13 protein-coding genes are annotated in these 16,468 nt (G+C 67.1%); 5 read left to right on the top strand and 8 right to left on the bottom strand.

The genetic code is table 11. The features are described 5' to 3' along the window. Positions 1–15 precede the first annotated feature (15 nt). The 3 genes from zwf to tkt are packed head-to-tail and all read right to left on the bottom strand — an operon-like array spanning position 16 to position 4,782. Complete coding sequence (zwf, locus tag A5645_RS08060) at positions 16–1,545, bottom strand: glucose-6-phosphate dehydrogenase (RefSeq protein ID WP_065129148.1); 1,530 nt, start codon at positions 1,543–1,545, stop codon at positions 16–18. After that, positions 1,542–2,660, bottom strand: a complete 1,119-nt coding sequence (gene tal, locus A5645_RS08055) for a transaldolase (protein ID WP_065129147.1) — start codon at positions 2,658–2,660, stop codon at positions 1,542–1,544. Before tal ends, zwf begins: the two co-directional genes overlap by 4 nt. Before the next feature lie 16 nt (positions 2,661–2,676). Then, positions 2,677–4,782 carry a transketolase gene (gene tkt, locus A5645_RS08050; protein WP_065129146.1) on the bottom strand — a complete coding sequence of 702 codons (2,106 nt, stop codon included), beginning with the start codon at positions 4,780–4,782 and terminating at the stop codon, positions 2,677–2,679. A gap of 270 nt (positions 4,783–5,052) precedes the next feature. On the opposite strand from tkt, the gene A5645_RS08045 reads away from it, so the two are divergent. Both A5645_RS08045 and A5645_RS08040 read left to right on the top strand, forming a co-directional pair. After that, positions 5,053–5,979: a heme o synthase gene (locus A5645_RS08045; protein ID WP_065129145.1), complete on the top strand. Its 927-nt coding sequence runs from the start codon at positions 5,053–5,055 to the stop codon at positions 5,977–5,979. Between the two features lie 347 nt (positions 5,980–6,326). Then, a complete protein-coding gene (locus A5645_RS08040) occupies positions 6,327–7,874 on the top strand; it encodes a PPE family protein (RefSeq protein WP_081288229.1) in 1,548 nt (515 codons plus the stop codon). Here the strand turns inward: A5645_RS08040 and A5645_RS08035 are convergent. Next, positions 7,871–8,848: a quinone oxidoreductase family protein gene (locus tag A5645_RS08035; protein ID WP_065129144.1), complete on the bottom strand. Its 978-nt coding sequence runs from the start codon at positions 8,846–8,848 to the stop codon at positions 7,871–7,873. The two genes, A5645_RS08040 and A5645_RS08035, sit on opposite strands and share 4 nt — an antisense overlap. A 19-nt stretch (positions 8,849–8,867) precedes the next feature. Here A5645_RS08035 and A5645_RS08030 point away from each other — a divergent pair, with 19 nt between their 5' ends. Beyond that, positions 8,868–9,695 carry a DcsG N-terminal domain-containing protein gene (locus A5645_RS08030; protein ID WP_065129143.1) on the top strand — a complete coding sequence of 276 codons (828 nt, stop codon included), beginning with the start codon at positions 8,868–8,870 and terminating at the stop codon, positions 9,693–9,695. Here the strand turns inward: A5645_RS08030 and A5645_RS08025 are convergent. From A5645_RS08025 to mptB, 4 genes are all read right to left on the bottom strand, one after another. Next, positions 9,645–10,574 (bottom strand): COX15/CtaA family protein, encoded by a 930-nt coding sequence (locus A5645_RS08025; protein WP_172830492.1) that lies wholly within the window; start codon positions 10,572–10,574, stop codon positions 9,645–9,647. The genes A5645_RS08030 and A5645_RS08025 overlap by 51 nt on opposite strands. 183 nt (positions 10,575–10,757) lie before the next feature. Further along, complete coding sequence (locus tag A5645_RS08020) at positions 10,758–11,468, bottom strand: ABC transporter permease (protein WP_155767905.1); 711 nt, start codon at positions 11,466–11,468, stop codon at positions 10,758–10,760. Between the two features lie 59 nt (positions 11,469–11,527). Further along, positions 11,528–12,469, bottom strand: coding sequence for an ABC transporter ATP-binding protein (locus A5645_RS08015; RefSeq protein ID WP_155767900.1), 942 nt, complete (start codon positions 12,467–12,469; stop codon positions 11,528–11,530). Then, on the bottom strand, positions 12,466–14,187 hold the full coding sequence (gene mptB / locus A5645_RS08010) for a polyprenol phosphomannose-dependent alpha 1,6 mannosyltransferase MptB (RefSeq protein WP_065129140.1): 1,722 nt from the start codon (positions 14,185–14,187) through the stop codon (positions 12,466–12,468). The genes A5645_RS08015 and mptB overlap by 4 nt, the downstream gene beginning before the upstream one ends. Before the next feature lie 60 nt (positions 14,188–14,247). On the opposite strand from mptB, the gene A5645_RS08005 reads away from it, so the two are divergent. Then, positions 14,248–15,024, top strand: a complete 777-nt coding sequence (locus tag A5645_RS08005; protein ID WP_253866881.1) for a helix-turn-helix transcriptional regulator — start codon at positions 14,248–14,250, stop codon at positions 15,022–15,024. Then, complete coding sequence (gene sufB, locus A5645_RS08000; protein WP_036355684.1) at positions 15,021–16,460, top strand: Fe-S cluster assembly protein SufB; 1,440 nt, start codon at positions 15,021–15,023, stop codon at positions 16,458–16,460. The genes A5645_RS08005 and sufB overlap by 4 nt, the downstream gene beginning before the upstream one ends. The last annotated feature ends 8 nt before the right edge of the window (positions 16,461–16,468 follow it).

The following is a 16,468-nucleotide window of genomic DNA, read 5'->3' as shown; positions in this document are numbered from 1 at the left end:
GTTCACAACGCAGGATCATGGCCGCCGCCATTCCCGGCCGGTCCGGCGCAACATCTCGAATGCCGACTCCGGGCCCCAGGTACCCGCCTCATATGGGTCCGGCTTCCCGTGTGATGCCCAGTTGTCCAGCGCGGGATCCAATATCTCCCAGGCCAATTCGACCTCCTCATTGACCGGGAACAGGGACGGCTCGCCGAGCAGCACATCGAGGATCAGCCGCTCGTACGCCTCCGGTGATTCCTCGGCGAACGCCGAGCCATAGGAGAAGTCCATGTTGACGTCGCGGACCTCCATCGCGCTGCCCGGCACCTTCGACCCGAATCGCAGCGTGATGCCCTCGTCCGGTTGCACTCGGATGACCATCGCATTGGTGCCCAGTTCGTCGGTCATGGTGGCGTCGAACGGCAGGTGCGGCGCGCGCTTGAAGACCAGAGCGATTTCGGTGACCCTGCGGCCCAAGCGTTTTCCGGTGCGCAGGTAGAACGGCACCCCGGCCCAGCGTCGGGTGTCGACCTCGAGGGTGATCGCGGCGAAGGTCTCGGTGATGGAGTCCTTGGAGAACCCTTCCTCATCGAGTAGCCCGACCACTTTTTCTCCGCCCTGCCAGCCGGCGGCGTACTGGCCGCGGCTGGTGGTCTCGTCGAGGGGCTCGGCCAGCCGGGTCGCCGACAGCACCTTGATCTTCTCGGTCTGCAACGCATGAGGATTGAAGCTGACCGGCTCCTCCATCGCGGTCAGCGCCAGTAGCTGCATCAAGTGGTTCTGGATCACATCGCGGGCGGCGCCGATGCCGTCGTAGTAGCCGGCCCGGCCGCCCAGCCCGATGTCCTCGGCCATGGTGATCTGCACGTGGTCGACGTAATGCGCGTTCCAGATCGGGTCGAACAGCTGGTTGGCAAATCGCAACGCCAGGATGTTCTGCACCGTCTCCTTGCCGAGGTAGTGGTCGATGCGGAAGACCGATTCCTCCGGGAAGACGGAGTTGACCGTCTTGTTCAGGTCCTGGGCACTGGCCAGGTCATGCCCGAACGGCTTCTCGATCACCACGCGGCTCCACCGGCTGCCCTGCGGCCGAGCCAGCCCCGACTTGTGCAGCTGTTCGCACACCTGTGGGAAGGACTTCGGTGGGATGGCCAGGTAGAACGCATGATTGCCGCCGGTGCCGCGCTCGGCGTCGAGCTTCTCCAGCGTCTCGGCGAGCCGCGCGAACGCGTCGTCATCGTCGAAAGCGCCTGGCACGAAACGGAATCCCTCGGCCAACCGGTCCCAGTTCTCCTGCCGGAACGGGGTCCGGCAGTGTTGCTTGACGGCGTTGTAGACCACGTCGCCGAAATCCTGGGTGCTCCAGTCGCGGCGCGCGAAACCCACCAGGGAAAACGTCGGCGGCAGCAAGCCGCGGTTGGCCAGGTCGTAGATCGCCGGCATCACCTTCTTGCGGGCCAGGTCGCCGGTGACGCCGAAGATCACCATGCCGCACGGACCGGCGATTCTGGGCAGCCTTTTATCCCGCTTGTCCCGCAGCGGGTTATGCCACGCTTGGGTCATTTCTTGGCGGAGTCCAGCTGCGCCTGAGTCTCCTTGAGTAGCTCGCTCCAGGACTCCTCGAACTTCTGGACGCCTTCGTTCTCCAGCACGATGAACACGTCGTCCAGGTCGATGCCGATGTCCTGCAGCTTGTCGAACACTTGCTGGGCTTCGGAACCGGTGCCGGTCACCGTGTCGCCGTTGATCACGCCGTGGTCGGCCACGGCGTCAATTGTCTTCTCCGGCATGGTGTTGACGGTGTTCGGCGCCACCAGTTCGGTGACGTAAAGGGTGTCGGAGTAGTCGGGGTTTTTGACGCCGGTGGACGCCCAGAGCGGCCGCTGCACGCGGGCGCCGTCGGCCTTGAGCGGCTCGAACCGCTCACCGCCCTCGAAGACCTCCTGGTATGCCGCATAGGCCAGGCGGGCATTGGCGACCGCGGCTTGTCCCAACAGCGCCCGCGCCTCGTCGGAGTCGATCTTTTCCAGCCGCTTGTCCACCTCGGTGTCCACCCGGGACACGAAAAACGAAGCGACGGAATGGATCTTGGACAGGTCATGGCCGGCTTGCTTGGCCCGTTCCAGCCCCTCCAGGTAGGCGCCCATCACCGCGCGGTAGCGCTCGACCGAGAAGATCAGCGTGACGTTGACCGAAATCCCTTCGGCCAGCGTCGAAGCGATGGCGGGGATGCCGGCCTCGGTCGCGGGGATCTTGATCAGCAGGTTCGGCCGGTCGACGATCTTCCACAGCTCGATGGCCTGCTGGGTGGTCTTGTCGGTGTCGTGCGCCAGCCGCGGGTCGACCTCGATCGACACCCGGCCGTCGACGCCGTCGGATGATTCCCACTGCGGCCGCAACACGTCGCAGGCGTTGCGGACGTCGTCGGTGGTGACGGTGCGGATGGTGGCATCCACGTCGGCGCCGCGCTCGGCCAGTTCGGCGACCTGGTCGTTATAGGTATCGCTGTCGGCCAGCGCCTTCTGGAATATCGACGGGTTGGTGGTCACCCCGACGACACTCTTGGTGTCAATCAGTTCCTGCAGATTGCCCGACTTGATCCGGTCCCGCGAGAGATCGTCCAGCCATACCGATACGCCTGCTTCGCTCAACGCCGCGAGGTTTGGATTCTGGGTCATCTTCAATCACCTTTTCTCAATTATCGAGTGCTTCTTCCGCGGCGGCAGCGACGGCTTCCGCTGTGAAGCCGTACTCACGGAACAAGGTCTTGTAGTCGGCGGATTCGCCGTAGTGCTCGATCGACACGATCTTCCCGGTGTCGCCCACGAGCTTGTGCCAGGACTGCGCGACACCGGCCTCGACGGCCACCCGTGCCGAAACCGACGGGGGCAGCACACTGTCGCGGTAGTCGCTCGGCTGCGATTCGAACCACTCGACGCAGGGCATGGACACCACCCGCGCGACGATGTCCTTGTCCGCCAGCAACTTCTGCGCCGCGACCGCCAGCTGCACCTCGGAGCCGGTGCCGATCAGCACGACATCGGGCTCGTCGTCGTCTTCCCGGCCACCGGCCTCCTGGCCCAGCACGTAGCCACCGCGCGCCACGCCGTCCAGGTTGGTGCCCTCGAGAATCGGCACGTTCTGGCGGGTCAGGATCAGCCCAACGGGTCCGCTGCCGTTACCCCGCGCCAGGATCGTGCGCCAGGCAAATGCCGTCTCGTTGGCGTCGGCTGGGCGTACCACCGACAGGTTCGGGATGGCCCGCAGCGCCGAAAGATGCTCGATGGGTTGGTGAGTCGGGCCGTCCTCGCCCAGACCGACCGAGTCGTGCGTCCACACGTAGATGGTGTCGATGTCCATCAACGACGCCAACCGCACCGCCGGGCGCATGTAGTCGGAGAACTGCAGGAAGGTGCCGCCGTAGGCGCGGGTGGGACCGTGCAGCACGATGCCAGACAGAATCGCGCCCATGGCGTGCTCGCGGACACCGAAGTGCAGCGTCCGGCCATACCAGTGGGCGGTGTAATCCTTCGTCGAAATCGACGGCGGGCCAAACGAGTCCGCGCCCTTGATGGTGGTGTTGTTGCTGCCCGCCAGGTCGGCGGATCCACCCCACAATTCAGGCAGTTTGGGTCCCACCGCGTTGAGCACCTCGTTGGAGGCCTTGCGGGTGGCTATCGCATCGTCGTCCGGTTCCCAGTGCGGCAGGTCGGCGTCCCAGCCCTCGGGCAGTTCCTCTGCCGTCAACCGGTCCAGCAGCGCCTTGCGCTCGGGTTCCCGCTCGGCCCACGCGTCGAAGTCCTGCTGCCACTTCTCGTGGGCTTCCTTGCCGCGGTCCACCAGCTTGCGGGTGTGCGCGATGACCTCGTCGCGCACCTCGAAGTTTTTGTCCGGGTCGAAACCGAGGATCTTTTTGACCTCGGCGACCTCGTCGTCACCGAGCGCGGCGCCGTGCGCCTTGCCGGTGTTCATCAGGTTGGGCGCCGGGAAGCCGATGATGGTGCGCAGCGCGATGAACGACGGCCGATCGGTTTCGGCTTTCGCGTTGGCGATCGCCTCCTCGATGCCGACCACGTTCTCGCCGCCCTCGACCTCCTGGACATGCCAGCCGTAGGCCCGATAGCGGGCAGGGGTGTCCTCACACAGCGCGATGTTGGTGTCGTCCTCGATCGAGATCTGGTTGCTGTCGTAGAACACGATCAGATTGCCCAGTTGCTGCACACCGGCCAGCGACGACGCCTCAGAGGTCACACCTTCTTCGATGTCGCCGTCGGAGGCGATCACGTAGATGTGATGGTCGAACGGGCTGGTGCCCGGCGCGGCGTCCGGATCGAACAGGCCACGCTCATACCGCGCCGCCATCGCCATCCCGACGGCCGAGGCCAACCCCTGGCCCAGCGGGCCGGTGGTGATCTCCACACCCCTGGTGTGCCGGAACTCCGGGTGCCCAGGGGTCTTGGACTTCCAGGTCCGCAGCGACTCGATGTCCTCCAGCTCGAGACCGAAGCCACCCAGGTAGAGCTGCAGGTACAGCGTCAGGCTGCTGTGTCCGGCCGACAGCACGAACCGGTCGCGGCCCAGCCAGTGCACGTCGCTGGGATCGTGACGCATGGTGCGCTGGAACAGGGTGTAGGCCAGCGGGGCCAGGCTCATGGCGGTCCCGGGGTGGCCGTTGCCAACCTTCTGGACGGCGTCGGCGGCCAGGACCCGGATCGTGTCGACCGCAGCCGAATCGATCTCGGTCCAGTCATCGGGGTGGCGCGGTTGCGTAAGGGCGGAGATCTCTTCGAGTGTGGTCATTCAGTCCTCAGTCCTGGGGTCATCAAACTGATCAATCCCACCCTAGTGCGGGATGGGTGGCCGCTGCAGGCCCAGTTCTGTGTACCCCGCGGAGGCGATGTGAAAATATCGTGTCGGGTTGGTGAGCTGTGCAGTCGGCGCCTCGACAGGGTCGAATGCCGAAATAAATGGTCCGAATCGACCCTGCAGGTCGGTGGCTGAGCCTGCGCGGTCTACCATCGTGTGTAGTAGAAGCTGCGCGCGGCTGCGATTTTCCCGAGGAGTTATTGCGTGAGCGTTCGCGGGCGCGTCGCGTCGGGCAGGACAACAAGCCGGATCACCGGCACCTTGCTGGCGTATCTGGCGCTGACCAAGCCACGGGTCATCGAACTGCTGCTGGTTACCGCCATCCCGGCGATGCTGCTGGCCCACCGGGGCAGCGTCAACCCGCTACTCATCCTCAACACGCTGGTCGGAGGCATGATGGCGGCCGGCGGCGCCAACACGCTGAACTGTGTGGCCGACGCTGACATCGACAAGGTGATGAAGCGGACCGCGCGGCGGCCGCTGGCCCGGGCCGCCGTGCCGACTCGGCACGCGCTCGTCTTCGGCTTGCTGCTCAGCGTGGGCTCGTTCGTCTGGCTGTGGTGGACCACCAACCTGCTTTCGGGTCTGCTGGCCGTGGCCACCATCGCGTTCTACGTGTTCGTCTACACGCTGCTGCTCAAGCGGCGTACCTCGCAGAACGTGGTGTGGGGCGGCGCGGCCGGCTGCATGCCGGTAATGATCGGCTGGTCCGCGGTGACCGGGACCATCGGCTGGCCGGCACTGGCGATGTTCGCGATCATCTTCTTCTGGACGCCGCCACACACCTGGGCTCTGGCTATGCGGTACAAGGAAGATTACAAAGTCGCGGGCGTGCCGATGCTGCCCGCCGTGGCCACCGAGCAACAAGTCACCAAACAGATCCTGATCTACACCTGGCTGACGGTGCTGGCGACCATGACGCTGGCGCTGGCAACCGGCTGGCTGTACGCGGCCGTGGCCCTGGTAGCCGGGGTGTGGTTCCTGGCGATGGCGCATCAGCTGTACGCCGGTGTGCGCGCGGGGGAGACGGTCAAGCCGCTGCGGCTGTTCCTGCAGTCGAACAACTACCTGGCCCTGGTGTTCTGCGCGCTGGCGGTCGACTCGGCGATCGCGCTGCCGACGCTGTTGTGATGAGCGCGGGCGGGTAGGCGCCCGCTCCTCAGAACCAGGGCGATTTGAAAACAATCGGTCGCCCTCAATGCTGACGGCGGCCGCCGCAATTTTGCTTGTGCCACAACGTATTTTCGGGTGAGAGCTAGATGCTCGTCCGTGCTGCTCCGCCGGTGATCGCGGCACTGGATCGGTTGCGATACTTCCCGCCGCGATATCGAATCTGCTTGTAACAGCTCAGTTCTAACAACCACCCCGTCATAGGGAGGAGTGTCTGGCATGACTTTGTTCGTCATTTTCCGGGGGCTGGACACTTCCTGTGCCTGTGGGGGGGCATTCGACACGGGCTCGGCGACGACCGGCTGATCTTGGCCGCGCCCATCTGGATGGCATCGCCTCCAGAGGTGCATTCGGCGTTGCTGAGTAGTGGTCCGGGACCGGGGCCTTTGTTGGCCGCGGCCGGAGCATGGACCTCATTGAGCGCCGAATACGCCTCAGCTGCAGAAGAACTCATCGGCGTGCTGGCGGCCGCGCAGTGCTCGGCGTGGGAGGGGCCGAGCGCGGAAACCTACGTGGCCGCCCACGCGCCGTATGTGGCCTGGTTGACCAAAGCCGGCGCGGACAGCGGCGCCATCGCCGCCCAGCACGAGACGGCGGCCGCCGCCTACACGACCGCGCTGGCAACGATGCCGACCTTGCCGGAACTGGCCGCCAACCACGTCATCCACGGCGTGCTGGTCGCAACGAATTTCTTTGGTACCAACACCATTCCGATCGCGCTGAACGAGGCCGACTACGTCCGGATGTGGATTCAGGCCGCGACCACGATGGCGACGTACGAAGGCGTGTCCGGCACGGCGATGGCGGCCGCCCCGCAGAGCGTCACGGCGCCGCCGATTGTGAAATCGGAGGCTGCGAGTGCCGCTACGTCAAACCCACTGGAACAGCTTCTGCAGATTCCGCAGCAGCTCTTCCAGTTCGCCCTGCGGTTGATCGGCATGGACTGGAACCCTGTCAACGGCACCATCAACGGAATCCCGTACGCCTCGTACACGACACCGGGCCAGCCGGGCTACTGGGTGTCCCGGCTGTTCCTGTTCGTGCAGGACTTTCAGGGCCTGCAGGACTGGATTCAGCTGTTCCTGACCAATCCGATCGCCGCCCTGCAGTCACTCGGCGGCATCACCCCCGCTCAGATCGTCGTGTACTTGGTCGCGCACCCGGTGCTGGCAGCGGTGCTCGGTTCCTCCCCGTTGTGGTCGTCGTTGTCGGCGCTGCCAGCGGCGGCGGCCAGTGCCGCCGCGGCCGCGGCCGTGCTGGCGCTTCCGCTTCCCCTGGCCGAAGTGCCCGCGCTGGCCCCGGCGCTGGCTCCGGTAGCCGCGGCGGCGGGCACTGCGCCGGCGGTCGCGATCGCCCCGACCCTGGCCGGGTCCGTCGGCGGCGGCGCGCCGGCGGCGCCCGCGCCAGCCGCGGGATCCGTCGCCAGTTCGGCGCCGCCATCCGCCCCTCCGGCGGCCGGGCCGGCGTTCGTTCCGTACGCAATTGGGGGTGGCCCGGGTATCGGCTTCGATTCCGGGTCGAAGACGCGCAGCCCGGTCAGCGCCCAGGCCAAGGCGCCCGCGCCGGACAGCGCTGCGGCGGCCGCAGCGGCCGCGGCACGCCGCCGCAAGCGCAGACGCCGTCAGCAGGACGAACCGCTACGGGCCTACGCCGACGAGTACATCGAGGGACCTGAGGACGACGTGGACGAGCCGGCCGCTTCCGCATCCGGCGCGGGGCCGCTGGGATTTGCCGGCACCACGGCAGAACGCCGTCAGCAAGCAGCCGGACTGGCGGTGGTGGCCGACGACGGGTTCGGCGGTGGGGCGACGACGCCATTGCTGCCGGGGTCCTGGGACCCTGCCCAGGACGCTTAAGGCAACAACACGATCGACCCGGTGGTCCTACGGCCCTCCAGGTCGGCATGCGCCCGTGCGGCTTCGGCCAACGGGTACGTGCCGCCGACCTCGATCCGGATGGCTCCGCTGGCGATCACCTCGAACAGTTCTTCGGCCCGCCAGCTGAACTCCTGGGCGCTCCGGACGAAGTGGGCCAGTGACGGGCGGGTCAGATACACCGACCCCGCGTAGTTGAGCTGCTGCGGGTCGAACGGGGGAACGGGTCCGCTGGCCGCGCCGAACAGGGCCAGCGTTCCGCGCACGGCCAGGCTGGCCAGGCTGGCGTCGAAAGTGGTTTTGCCCACGCCGTCGTACACGACCGCCACTCCGGTGCCGCCGGTAAGCTCCCGCACCCGCTGCCCGAACGCATAGGCGTCCTCGGGATAGGGCAGCACCTCGGCGGCGCCGGCCTGCCGCGACAGCCGCTCTTTCTCTTCGTTGGAGACGGTGGTGATCACCCGGGCGCCCAGGTGCGTCGCCCATTGCGTCAGGATCAGGCCGACACCACCGGCGCCGGCGTGCACGAGTATGTCGTCCCCGTTTTGCACCGGATACACGGACTTGAGCAGGTACTGCGCGGTCAGCCCTTTCAGCAGCGCCGACGCGGCAACCTGCGGGGAGATGCCGTCGGGTACCTTGGCGGTGAGAAATGCTGGGGCCGTAGCGAGTTCGGCATACGCCCCGTTTGCCGAGGCGCTGACCACCCGGTCGCCCACGCTGAAATCCGGTCCGGCTTCCGACCCCAGCGCAACGATGGTGCCGCACACTTCCGAACCGAGCACGAAGGGCAACGGGCGCGGGTACTGGCCCGTGCGGAAGTATGTGTCGATGAAATTGACCCCGATGGCCTCGGATTGGATCAGCACCTCGCCGGGACCGGGCTCCGGTCGGGACACGTCGTTGTAGCCCAGCACTTCCGGGCCGCCGGTTTGGCTGACTTCTATCGCATGCATGTCGATATCATGCCCGTGCATGAAGCTCGCCCGACCCGACACCTTCCATCCGCGCATCGTGTTGGCCGGGTGCCCGCGAATCCCTGCGGGCGAGGCGGATGACGTCGGGCTGGTTGAGGCGCTGCGGACTCGTAGCCTACACGCCCGTTGGTTGTCCTGGGATGACCCGGAGACTGCCGGGGCGCATCTGGTCATATTGCGGGCCACCCACGACTATCCCGGTCGTCAGGAGGAATTCCTGGCCTGGACGCGACGGGTGCCCAACCTGCTGAACGCGCCCGAGGTGGTCGCCTGGAACGTCGAGCGCCGCTATCTCGCCGACCTCGCGCGGCGCGGGGTCCCGACGCTCCCGGGCGAGGTGTATGCGCCGGGTGATCAAGTCCGGTTACCGCAGACCGGCCGGATCTTTGTCGGCCCGACCGTCGGGACCGGAACGAAGCGCTTCAGCGACCGGTCCGACGCGCACGCCTACATCGCCGAACGCCAGGAAGCCGGCCACAGCGTTTACGTGCAGTCCGGATCGGCCGACGAAACGGTACTGGTCTTCATCGGCGGCAAACCGTCGCATGCGTTCACCGCCGTCGACAATGCGTTGCACCAGGGGGACGCCGATTTTGAGCTGTGGGATGTGGGCGTCGCCGCGTTGGCCGAACTTGGCGATTTGCTCTATGCGCGGGTCCATCTGGTCGGTGAGCGGGTGCTCGAGGTGCAAGTGATAGACCCGTCGCTGGGCTGGCTGCGGTTGGACGCCGACACCCGCGGGCTGGCGCAGCGCGGTTTTGCGGTTGCCGTCGAGTCAGCTCTCGAGCGGCTCGGGCTGGGCCCGTTCTCGCATCGACGCCCATAGCGCGGCCGTGGCGGCGGTGCAGGCTGCCGCGCCGGCCACATGGATGGCGACCAGGACCGCCGGAACCCCGGTGTAGTACTGGGCGGTGCCCACTCCGGCCTGTGCGAACACCAGCACGAGCAGCACGCCGAGGCGGCGCATGACAGGCTGGGCGGCTCTTACCGCCAGCAAGCCGAACCCCAGGCCCACCAGCAGCGCGAAATAGGACACCAGCAGCGACGAGTGCGCGTGCACCAGGTCGGTGATCTCGATCTTGAGGCGCGGCACCGTCCGGCTCGGGCTCTTGTCGCCCGCATGCGGGCCGGCCGCGGTCACCAGCGTCCCAGTCACCAGCACCGCGGCCAGGTTCAGCGCGCTCAGCACGGTGAGCAGCCGCAGCGGTTTGACGACCAGCACCCGGACCACGCCATCGTCGGGCTCGCCGACCTTGACGAACAGCAGCACCGACAGCCAGACCATCGTCATGGACGCCAGCAGGTGGATCGCCACCGTCCACCACAACAGGCCGGTGCGGACCGTGATGCCACCGATGATGGCCTGCACGACGGTCGAGGCCGGCATCAGCCAGGCGTAGACCAGGACTTCTCGGCGCCGGCGCGCGCGGGTGACGGCCAGCACGGCCAGCGCGGCGGTGAGGACGACAGCGAAGGTGATCATCCGGTTGCCGAACTCGACGGCCTGGTGAATGCGGGGGACTTCGGCGACCGCTACCGGTGTGAAGCTGCCGGGGAAGCACTGTGGCCAGGTCGGACAGCCCAGGCCAGAAGCGGTGACCCGGACGATCGCACCGGTGACCGCGATGCCGCCCTGGGTGAGGATGACGGCCGCGGCGATGATGCGCTGCACACGCAGGCTGGGGTCGGGGAGCTTGTCCACCACCCGCAGCAGTGCTCGTCCGAGGGCCACCGCCCGATCGTAGCGACGACTACGGTGCGTAGTAGAAGCGGGCTTTGGCGAGGGGATTGCGCCGCGCCACCCCGCTATCGCACTGACTCTGCGTCTAGGGCGTCAGCTGCTCGAACTTTTGCGCCGTGAGCGCAGAGTGAAGCCCCAGGCAAGGGCCTAGGTGAAACGAAACCACCTTCGCGCGGCCAATGCCGCGAGAACACCCCACACCGCCAACACCGCCAGCCCGAACCAGTCCACCGACAGACTCATCGCCTGCGACAGCGCCTCGGTCAGCGCGCCCGACGGCGTCACCCGTGCCACCCACTTGACTGCCGTGGGGATCATGGCGGTCTCGAGCGTCAGAGCGCCCAGGCCGGCGAACACGAACCACAGCAGGTTGGCCAGCGCCAGCACGATCTCGGCGCGCAGGGTCCCACCCAGCAGCAGGCCTAGCGAGGCGAATCCCGCGGTACCCAGCGCAATGACCACACCGCCCAACGCCAGCGCCGCCAAGCCCGGCCGCCAGCCCAGCGCAAAACCTATGGCGCCCAAGACAATTGACTGCAGGAACACGGTGAAGATGACGGCCAGCGCCTTGCCGGTGATGATGCCCCACACCGGCAGCGGGGTCGCGCCGAGCCGCTTCAGTGCCCCGTAGCGCCGGTCGAACGCCACCGCAATCGCCTGTCCGGTGAACGCGGTCGAGATGACCGCCAACGCCATGATCGCCGGCACGAACACCGCGGCCCGGTGCGGGCCGAACGAACCCAGCGGCAGCAGGGTCAGCCCGATGAGCAGCGTGATCGGGATGAACATCGTCAGCAGCAGTTGCTCACCGTTGCGCAACAGCAGCTTGGCTTCCAGGCTGAACTGCGCGAGCAGCATCCTCGATACGGCGTTGGGGCGGGGGTCCGGGGTGAACGTGCCCGCCGGGAACGGGTCACTCACTGCCGCAACCTCCGGCCGGTCAGATCGAGGAAGACGTCTTCGAGGCTGCGTTGCTCGACGCGCATATCGGTGGCCAGCACGTCGATCTGCGCGCACCACGCCGTCACTGTAGCCAGCACCTGAGGACCGACCGGACCTTCGACGAGGTACTCGCCCGGCGTCACCTCGGTGGTCTGGTAGTCCTCGGGCAACGCCGAGGCCAGTAGGGACAGGTCGAGCCGCGGCGGCGCGGTGAACCTCAGCTGATCTTTGGCGCCGCTGCGCATCAGCTCGGCGGGCGTGCCGGCGGCGACGGTCGCGCCGTGGTCGATGATCACCAACCGGTCGGCCAGCTCCTCGGCCTCTTTGAGCTGATGGGTGGTCAGCACCACGGTCACACCGTCGCGGCGCAGCGCGTCGATCAGCTCCCACACCAGTAGTCGGGCGTGGGCATCCATGCCGGCGGTGGGTTCGTCCAGGAACACCAGCTCGGGGCGACCCACCAGCGCGCACGCCAGCGCGAGCCGTTGCTGCTGGCCGCCGGACAGCCGACGGTAGGTGGTGCGGGCGGCTTCGGTGAGCCCAAGCGTTTCCAGCAGCCACTGCGGGTCCAGCGGGTCGGCGGCGTAGGACGCCACCAGATTGAGCATCTCGCCGGCGCGAGCGGCCGGGTACCCACCGCCGCCTTGGAGCATCACGCCGATGCGTGGCCGCAGGCGGGCGTTGTCGGCGATCGGGTCCAGACCGAGCACTTCGATGGTGCCGGCGTCGGGACGGGTGAAGCCCTCGCACATCTCCACGGTGGTGGTCTTGCCGGCACCGTTCGGACCGAGCAGCGCGAACACCTCGGCGGTATGCACCTCGAGATCGAGGCTGGACACGGCCGTGACGGACCCGTACTGCTTGCATACCCCGCGCAGCCGCACCGCGATGTCGCGGTCGTGGGGGAGTGAGCTCACGTGGAGTCAGCGTAGGCGTCGGTTGTCGCCTCGGGACGGGGAGTGGCCCGCGGGGTGGCCGGGCTCACAGGATCGGTCGGCCTTGACCGGGCGTCCCCTGCGGTCGGTGTCGCGCCGTCACCGTTCGGCAGCGGCCGCCACGGCAACCGGGTGTAGGTCAGCGCGATCAGCACCACCACGATGAACGCGCTGGCCAGAGTGGCGTCGACGATCTGGAACAGCGCGAAGCGGTCGCCATTGGCGGTGGGTCCGAAGATGCCGATGATCAGGGTGATGACGATCACGGCCACCCGGAATCCGTGCCGGGTAGCCCAGGCGGCCAGCGGGATGATCGCCCACAGCAGGTACCACGGCTGCACGACGGGGAACAGCAGCACCGTCAGGCCCAGCGCCACCCCGAGGCCACCGATCGGGTGCAACCGGCCACGGAATACCGCCAACAGCAGCCAGCACACCAGGACCATGATGATGAGCACACCGATGCCACGGGTCAGGGACAACACCGCGGTGGTGTGATCGCCCAGCCCCAGCAGAATGCCCACCTGGCCGGTACCCAGTGCCAGCAGCGTGGGCGGCGACATCCAGCTGCGCACCACGTTGGCGGTGCCCAGCGTGTAGATCCAGCCGAAACCGAGCCCACTGGCCCAGCCGACCAGGCCCATCACCGCGAGCGACAATGCGGCCATCGCCCCACCGGACACCAGCAGCGCCTTGAATGTGCCGCCACAGCGGTACGCCAGGGCCATCGTCACAAAGCCGAGCGCCAGCAGCGACGGCAGCTTCACCTGCGACGACAGCACGATCAGAATCGAGCCGCCGACCAACATGCCCAGCGGTTGCCAGTCCGGCCCAATCCGCCAGGAGTTCGGTTTGAGCGAACGGGTGGCGTCGATGCCGCGCAGCGCGAACTCAGCGCCGGTCAGCATCAGGCCCAGCATCAGCGCCTCGTTGTGGATGCCGGCGACCAGGTGCATGAACAGCAGCGGATTGGCCGCACCCAGCCACAACGCGCTGACCTCGGCCACGCCGCAGCGCCGCGCCAGCCGCGGCGTCGCCCACACGATCAACGCCACACCGACCAGCACCACCAGCCGGTGACACAGCACCGCCGCGACGATGTTCTCCCCGGTGATCGACGAGATGCCCCGGCCGATCCACAGGAACAGCGGGCCGTAGGGCGCCGGTGTCTCGCGCCAGAGGCTCGGCACCGACAGCGTGAACACGTGACCCAGGCCCAGGCCAGACGCCGGCCCCACCCGGTAGGGGTCCAGTCCCTCCAGCGAAATCTGGCTCTGGGCGAGGTAGGAGTAGACGTCTTTGCTGTACATCGGCGGTGCGATCAGCAGCGGCAGCATCCACAACACCAGGGTTCGGTCCACGTCGCCGCGCGACATTCGTCGTTTCCCGATTGCGAAGCGGCCGAGCATCAACCAGGCCAGCGCCATCATCACCGCGCCGGTAGTGGTCATGGTCAGGGCCACGGTTTGGATCCGCGACGGCAGGTTCAGCAGTCGCACGCCGAAGGTGGGGTCCTGGACGACCGGCCGGGCGCCGTCGCCCAGCGCGCCGATGGCCATCAAGACGGTGCCGGTGGCGCCGAACAACCTGGTGCGTTTCAGGGCGGCGAGCTCGGTGGCGTTGAGCGGCTTGCCCACCGTCTGCTCGTCGCCGTGCAGGCTGGCGATCGAGGAGCTCAGGGTGTGGTGGCGGGCTGCCATCAGAGCAGACTAGCGCCGGGCCTCTGTGACCAGCGCAACGCAGTTAGTAGGGCACCCTTCCTGGACCGCCTGCCGGAATTGCGTCACACTGGTGTTGTGAAAATCCGAACCGAGCTGGACGCTGCCGTGCCCGCAGCCGGTGCTGCCGGGTCGGATGGTCACACCCGCCGCGCGATCGTGCGATTGCTCCTGGAATCCGGCTCGATCACCGCAAGTGAGATCGGCGACCGTCTGAGCCTGACCGCCGCCGGTGTGCGCCGTCACCTCGACGCGCTGATCGAGGCCGGTGACGCCGAGTCCGTTCCCGCCGCGCCCTGGCAGCAGGTCGGACGCGGCCGGCCGGCCAAGCGCTACCGCTTGACGGCCGCGGGCCGCGGCAAGCTCGACCACGCCTACGACGACCTGGCCGCCGCGGCGATGCGGCAGCTGCGGGAGATCGGCGGCGACGACGCGGTGCGGAAATTCGCCAGACGCCGCATCGACGCTCTGTTGGCCGATGTCGACGCGGCGGAGGGTCCGGACGAGGCCGCCGTGGAAGCCGCTTCGGAGCGGATCGCCAACGCGCTGACCAAGGCGGGTTACGTCGCTACCACCACCCGGGTGGGCGGGCCCATCCACGGTGTGCAAATCTGCCAACACCACTGCCCAGTCGCTCATGTCGCCGAGGAATTCCCGGAATTGTGCGAAGCCGAGCAGCAAGCCATGTCCGAAGTGCTCGGCACCCACGTACAGCTACTGGCGACCATCGTCAACGGCGACTGCGCCTGCACCACCCACGTACCACTTACCCCGGCGCCCAGCCCGCGCTCAACCACCAACAAAGGAGCGTCCTCATGACACTCGAAGCCGCACGGACCGCCGAGCCGCTCACCCAGGAGCAGACCATCGACTCGCTCGGCCGGTACGGCTACGGCTGGGCCGACTCCGACGTGGCTGGCGCCAGCGCGCAGCGTGGTTTGTCCGAGGCCGTGGTCCGCGACATCTCCGCGAAAAAGAACGAGCCCGAGTGGATGCTCGAGACCCGCCTGAAGGCCCTGCGCACGTTCGACAAGAAGCCGATGCCGAACTGGGGATCCAACCTGGAAGGCATCGACTTCGACAACATTAAGTACTTCGTGCGGTCCACCGAAAAGCAGGCGGCCAGCTGGGAAGAGCTGCCCGAAGACATCCGCAACACCTACGACCGGCTAGGCATCCCCGAGGCCGAAAAGCAGCGCCTGGTCGCCGGCGTGGCGGCGCAGTACGAATCCGAGGTGGTCTACCACCAGATCCGCGAAGACCTGGAGGCCCAGGGCGTCATCTTCCTGGACACCGACACCGGCCTGCGTGAGCACCCGGAGATCTTCCAGCAGTACTTCGGCACCGTGATCCCGGCCGGTGACAACAAGTTCTCGGCCCTCAATACCGCGGTGTGGAGTGGCGGCTCGTTCATCTACGTCCCGCCGGGTGTACACGTCGACATTCCGCTGCAGGCCTACTTCCGGATCAACACCGAGAATATGGGCCAGTTCGAGCGCACGCTGATCATCGTCGACGAGAACGCCTATGTGCACTACATCGAAGGCTGCACCGCGCCGATCTACAAGTCGGACTCGCTGCACTCCGCGGTGGTCGAGATCATCGTGAAGCCCGGTGGCCGTTGCCGTTACACGACAATTCAGAACTGGTCGAACAACGTCTACAACCTGGTCACCAAGCGTGCCCGCGCCGAAGCCGGCGCCACCATGGAGTGGGTCGACGGCAACATCGGGTCGAAGGTGACCATGAAATACCCGGCGGTGTGGATGACCGGCGAGCACGCCAAGGGCGAGGTGCTGTCGATCGCGTTCGCCGGTGAGGACCAGCACCAGGACACCGGCGCCAAGATGCTGCACCTGGCGCCGAACACGTCGAGCAACATCGTGTCCAAGTCGGTGGCCCGCGGCGGCGGCCGCACCTCCTACCGCGGCCTGGTGCAGGTGAACAAGGGAGCACATGGGTCGCGCTCCTCTGTGAAATGCGATGCGCTGCTGGTCGACACGATCAGCCGCAGCGACACCTACCCCTACGTCGACATCCGCGAGGACGACGTCACGATGGGCCACGAGGCCACCGTCTCCAAGGTCAGCGAGAACCAGCTGTTCTACCTGATGAGCCGCGGCATGACCGAGGACGAGGCCATGGCGATGGTGGTGCGCGGCTTCGTCGAGCCGATCGCCAAGGAACTGCCGATGGAGTACGCGCTGGAGCTCAACCGGCTGATCGAGTTGCAAATGGAGGGCTCTGTGGGATGACGAGTCGG

This window comes from Mycobacterium asiaticum (assembly GCF_001673635.1).
GTDB classification, from domain to species: Bacteria; Actinomycetota; Actinomycetes; order Mycobacteriales; family Mycobacteriaceae; genus Mycobacterium; species Mycobacterium asiaticum_C.
The sequence above is the reverse complement of the archived record's forward strand: the minus strand, read 5'-3'. Positions and strand labels throughout refer to the sequence as shown.

Excerpts from the sequence above, each read along its gene's own strand:
- A5645_RS08020 (WP_155767905.1), bottom strand. The coding sequence starts at position 11,468 with ATGCTGCTCGCGCAGTTCAGCCTGGAAGCCAAGCTGCTGTTGCGCAAC.
- A5645_RS08035 (WP_065129144.1), bottom strand. The coding sequence starts at position 8,848 with ATGCATGCGATAGAAGTCAGCCAAACCGGCGGCCCGGAAGTGCTGGGC.
- zwf (WP_065129148.1), bottom strand. The coding sequence starts at position 1,545 with ATGACCCAAGCGTGGCATAACCCGCTGCGGGACAAGCGGGATAAAAGG.
- sufB (WP_036355684.1), top strand. The coding sequence starts at position 15,021 with ATGACACTCGAAGCCGCACGGACCGCCGAGCCGCTCACCCAGGAGCAG.
- tal (WP_065129147.1), bottom strand. The coding sequence starts at position 2,660 with ATGACCCAGAATCCAAACCTCGCGGCGTTGAGCGAAGCAGGCGTATCG.
- tkt (WP_065129146.1), bottom strand. The coding sequence starts at position 4,782 with ATGACCACACTCGAAGAGATCTCCGCCCTTACGCAACCGCGCCACCCC.
- A5645_RS08030 (WP_065129143.1), top strand. The coding sequence starts at position 8,868 with ATGAAGCTCGCCCGACCCGACACCTTCCATCCGCGCATCGTGTTGGCC.
- mptB (WP_065129140.1), bottom strand. The coding sequence starts at position 14,187 with ATGGCAGCCCGCCACCACACCCTGAGCTCCTCGATCGCCAGCCTGCAC.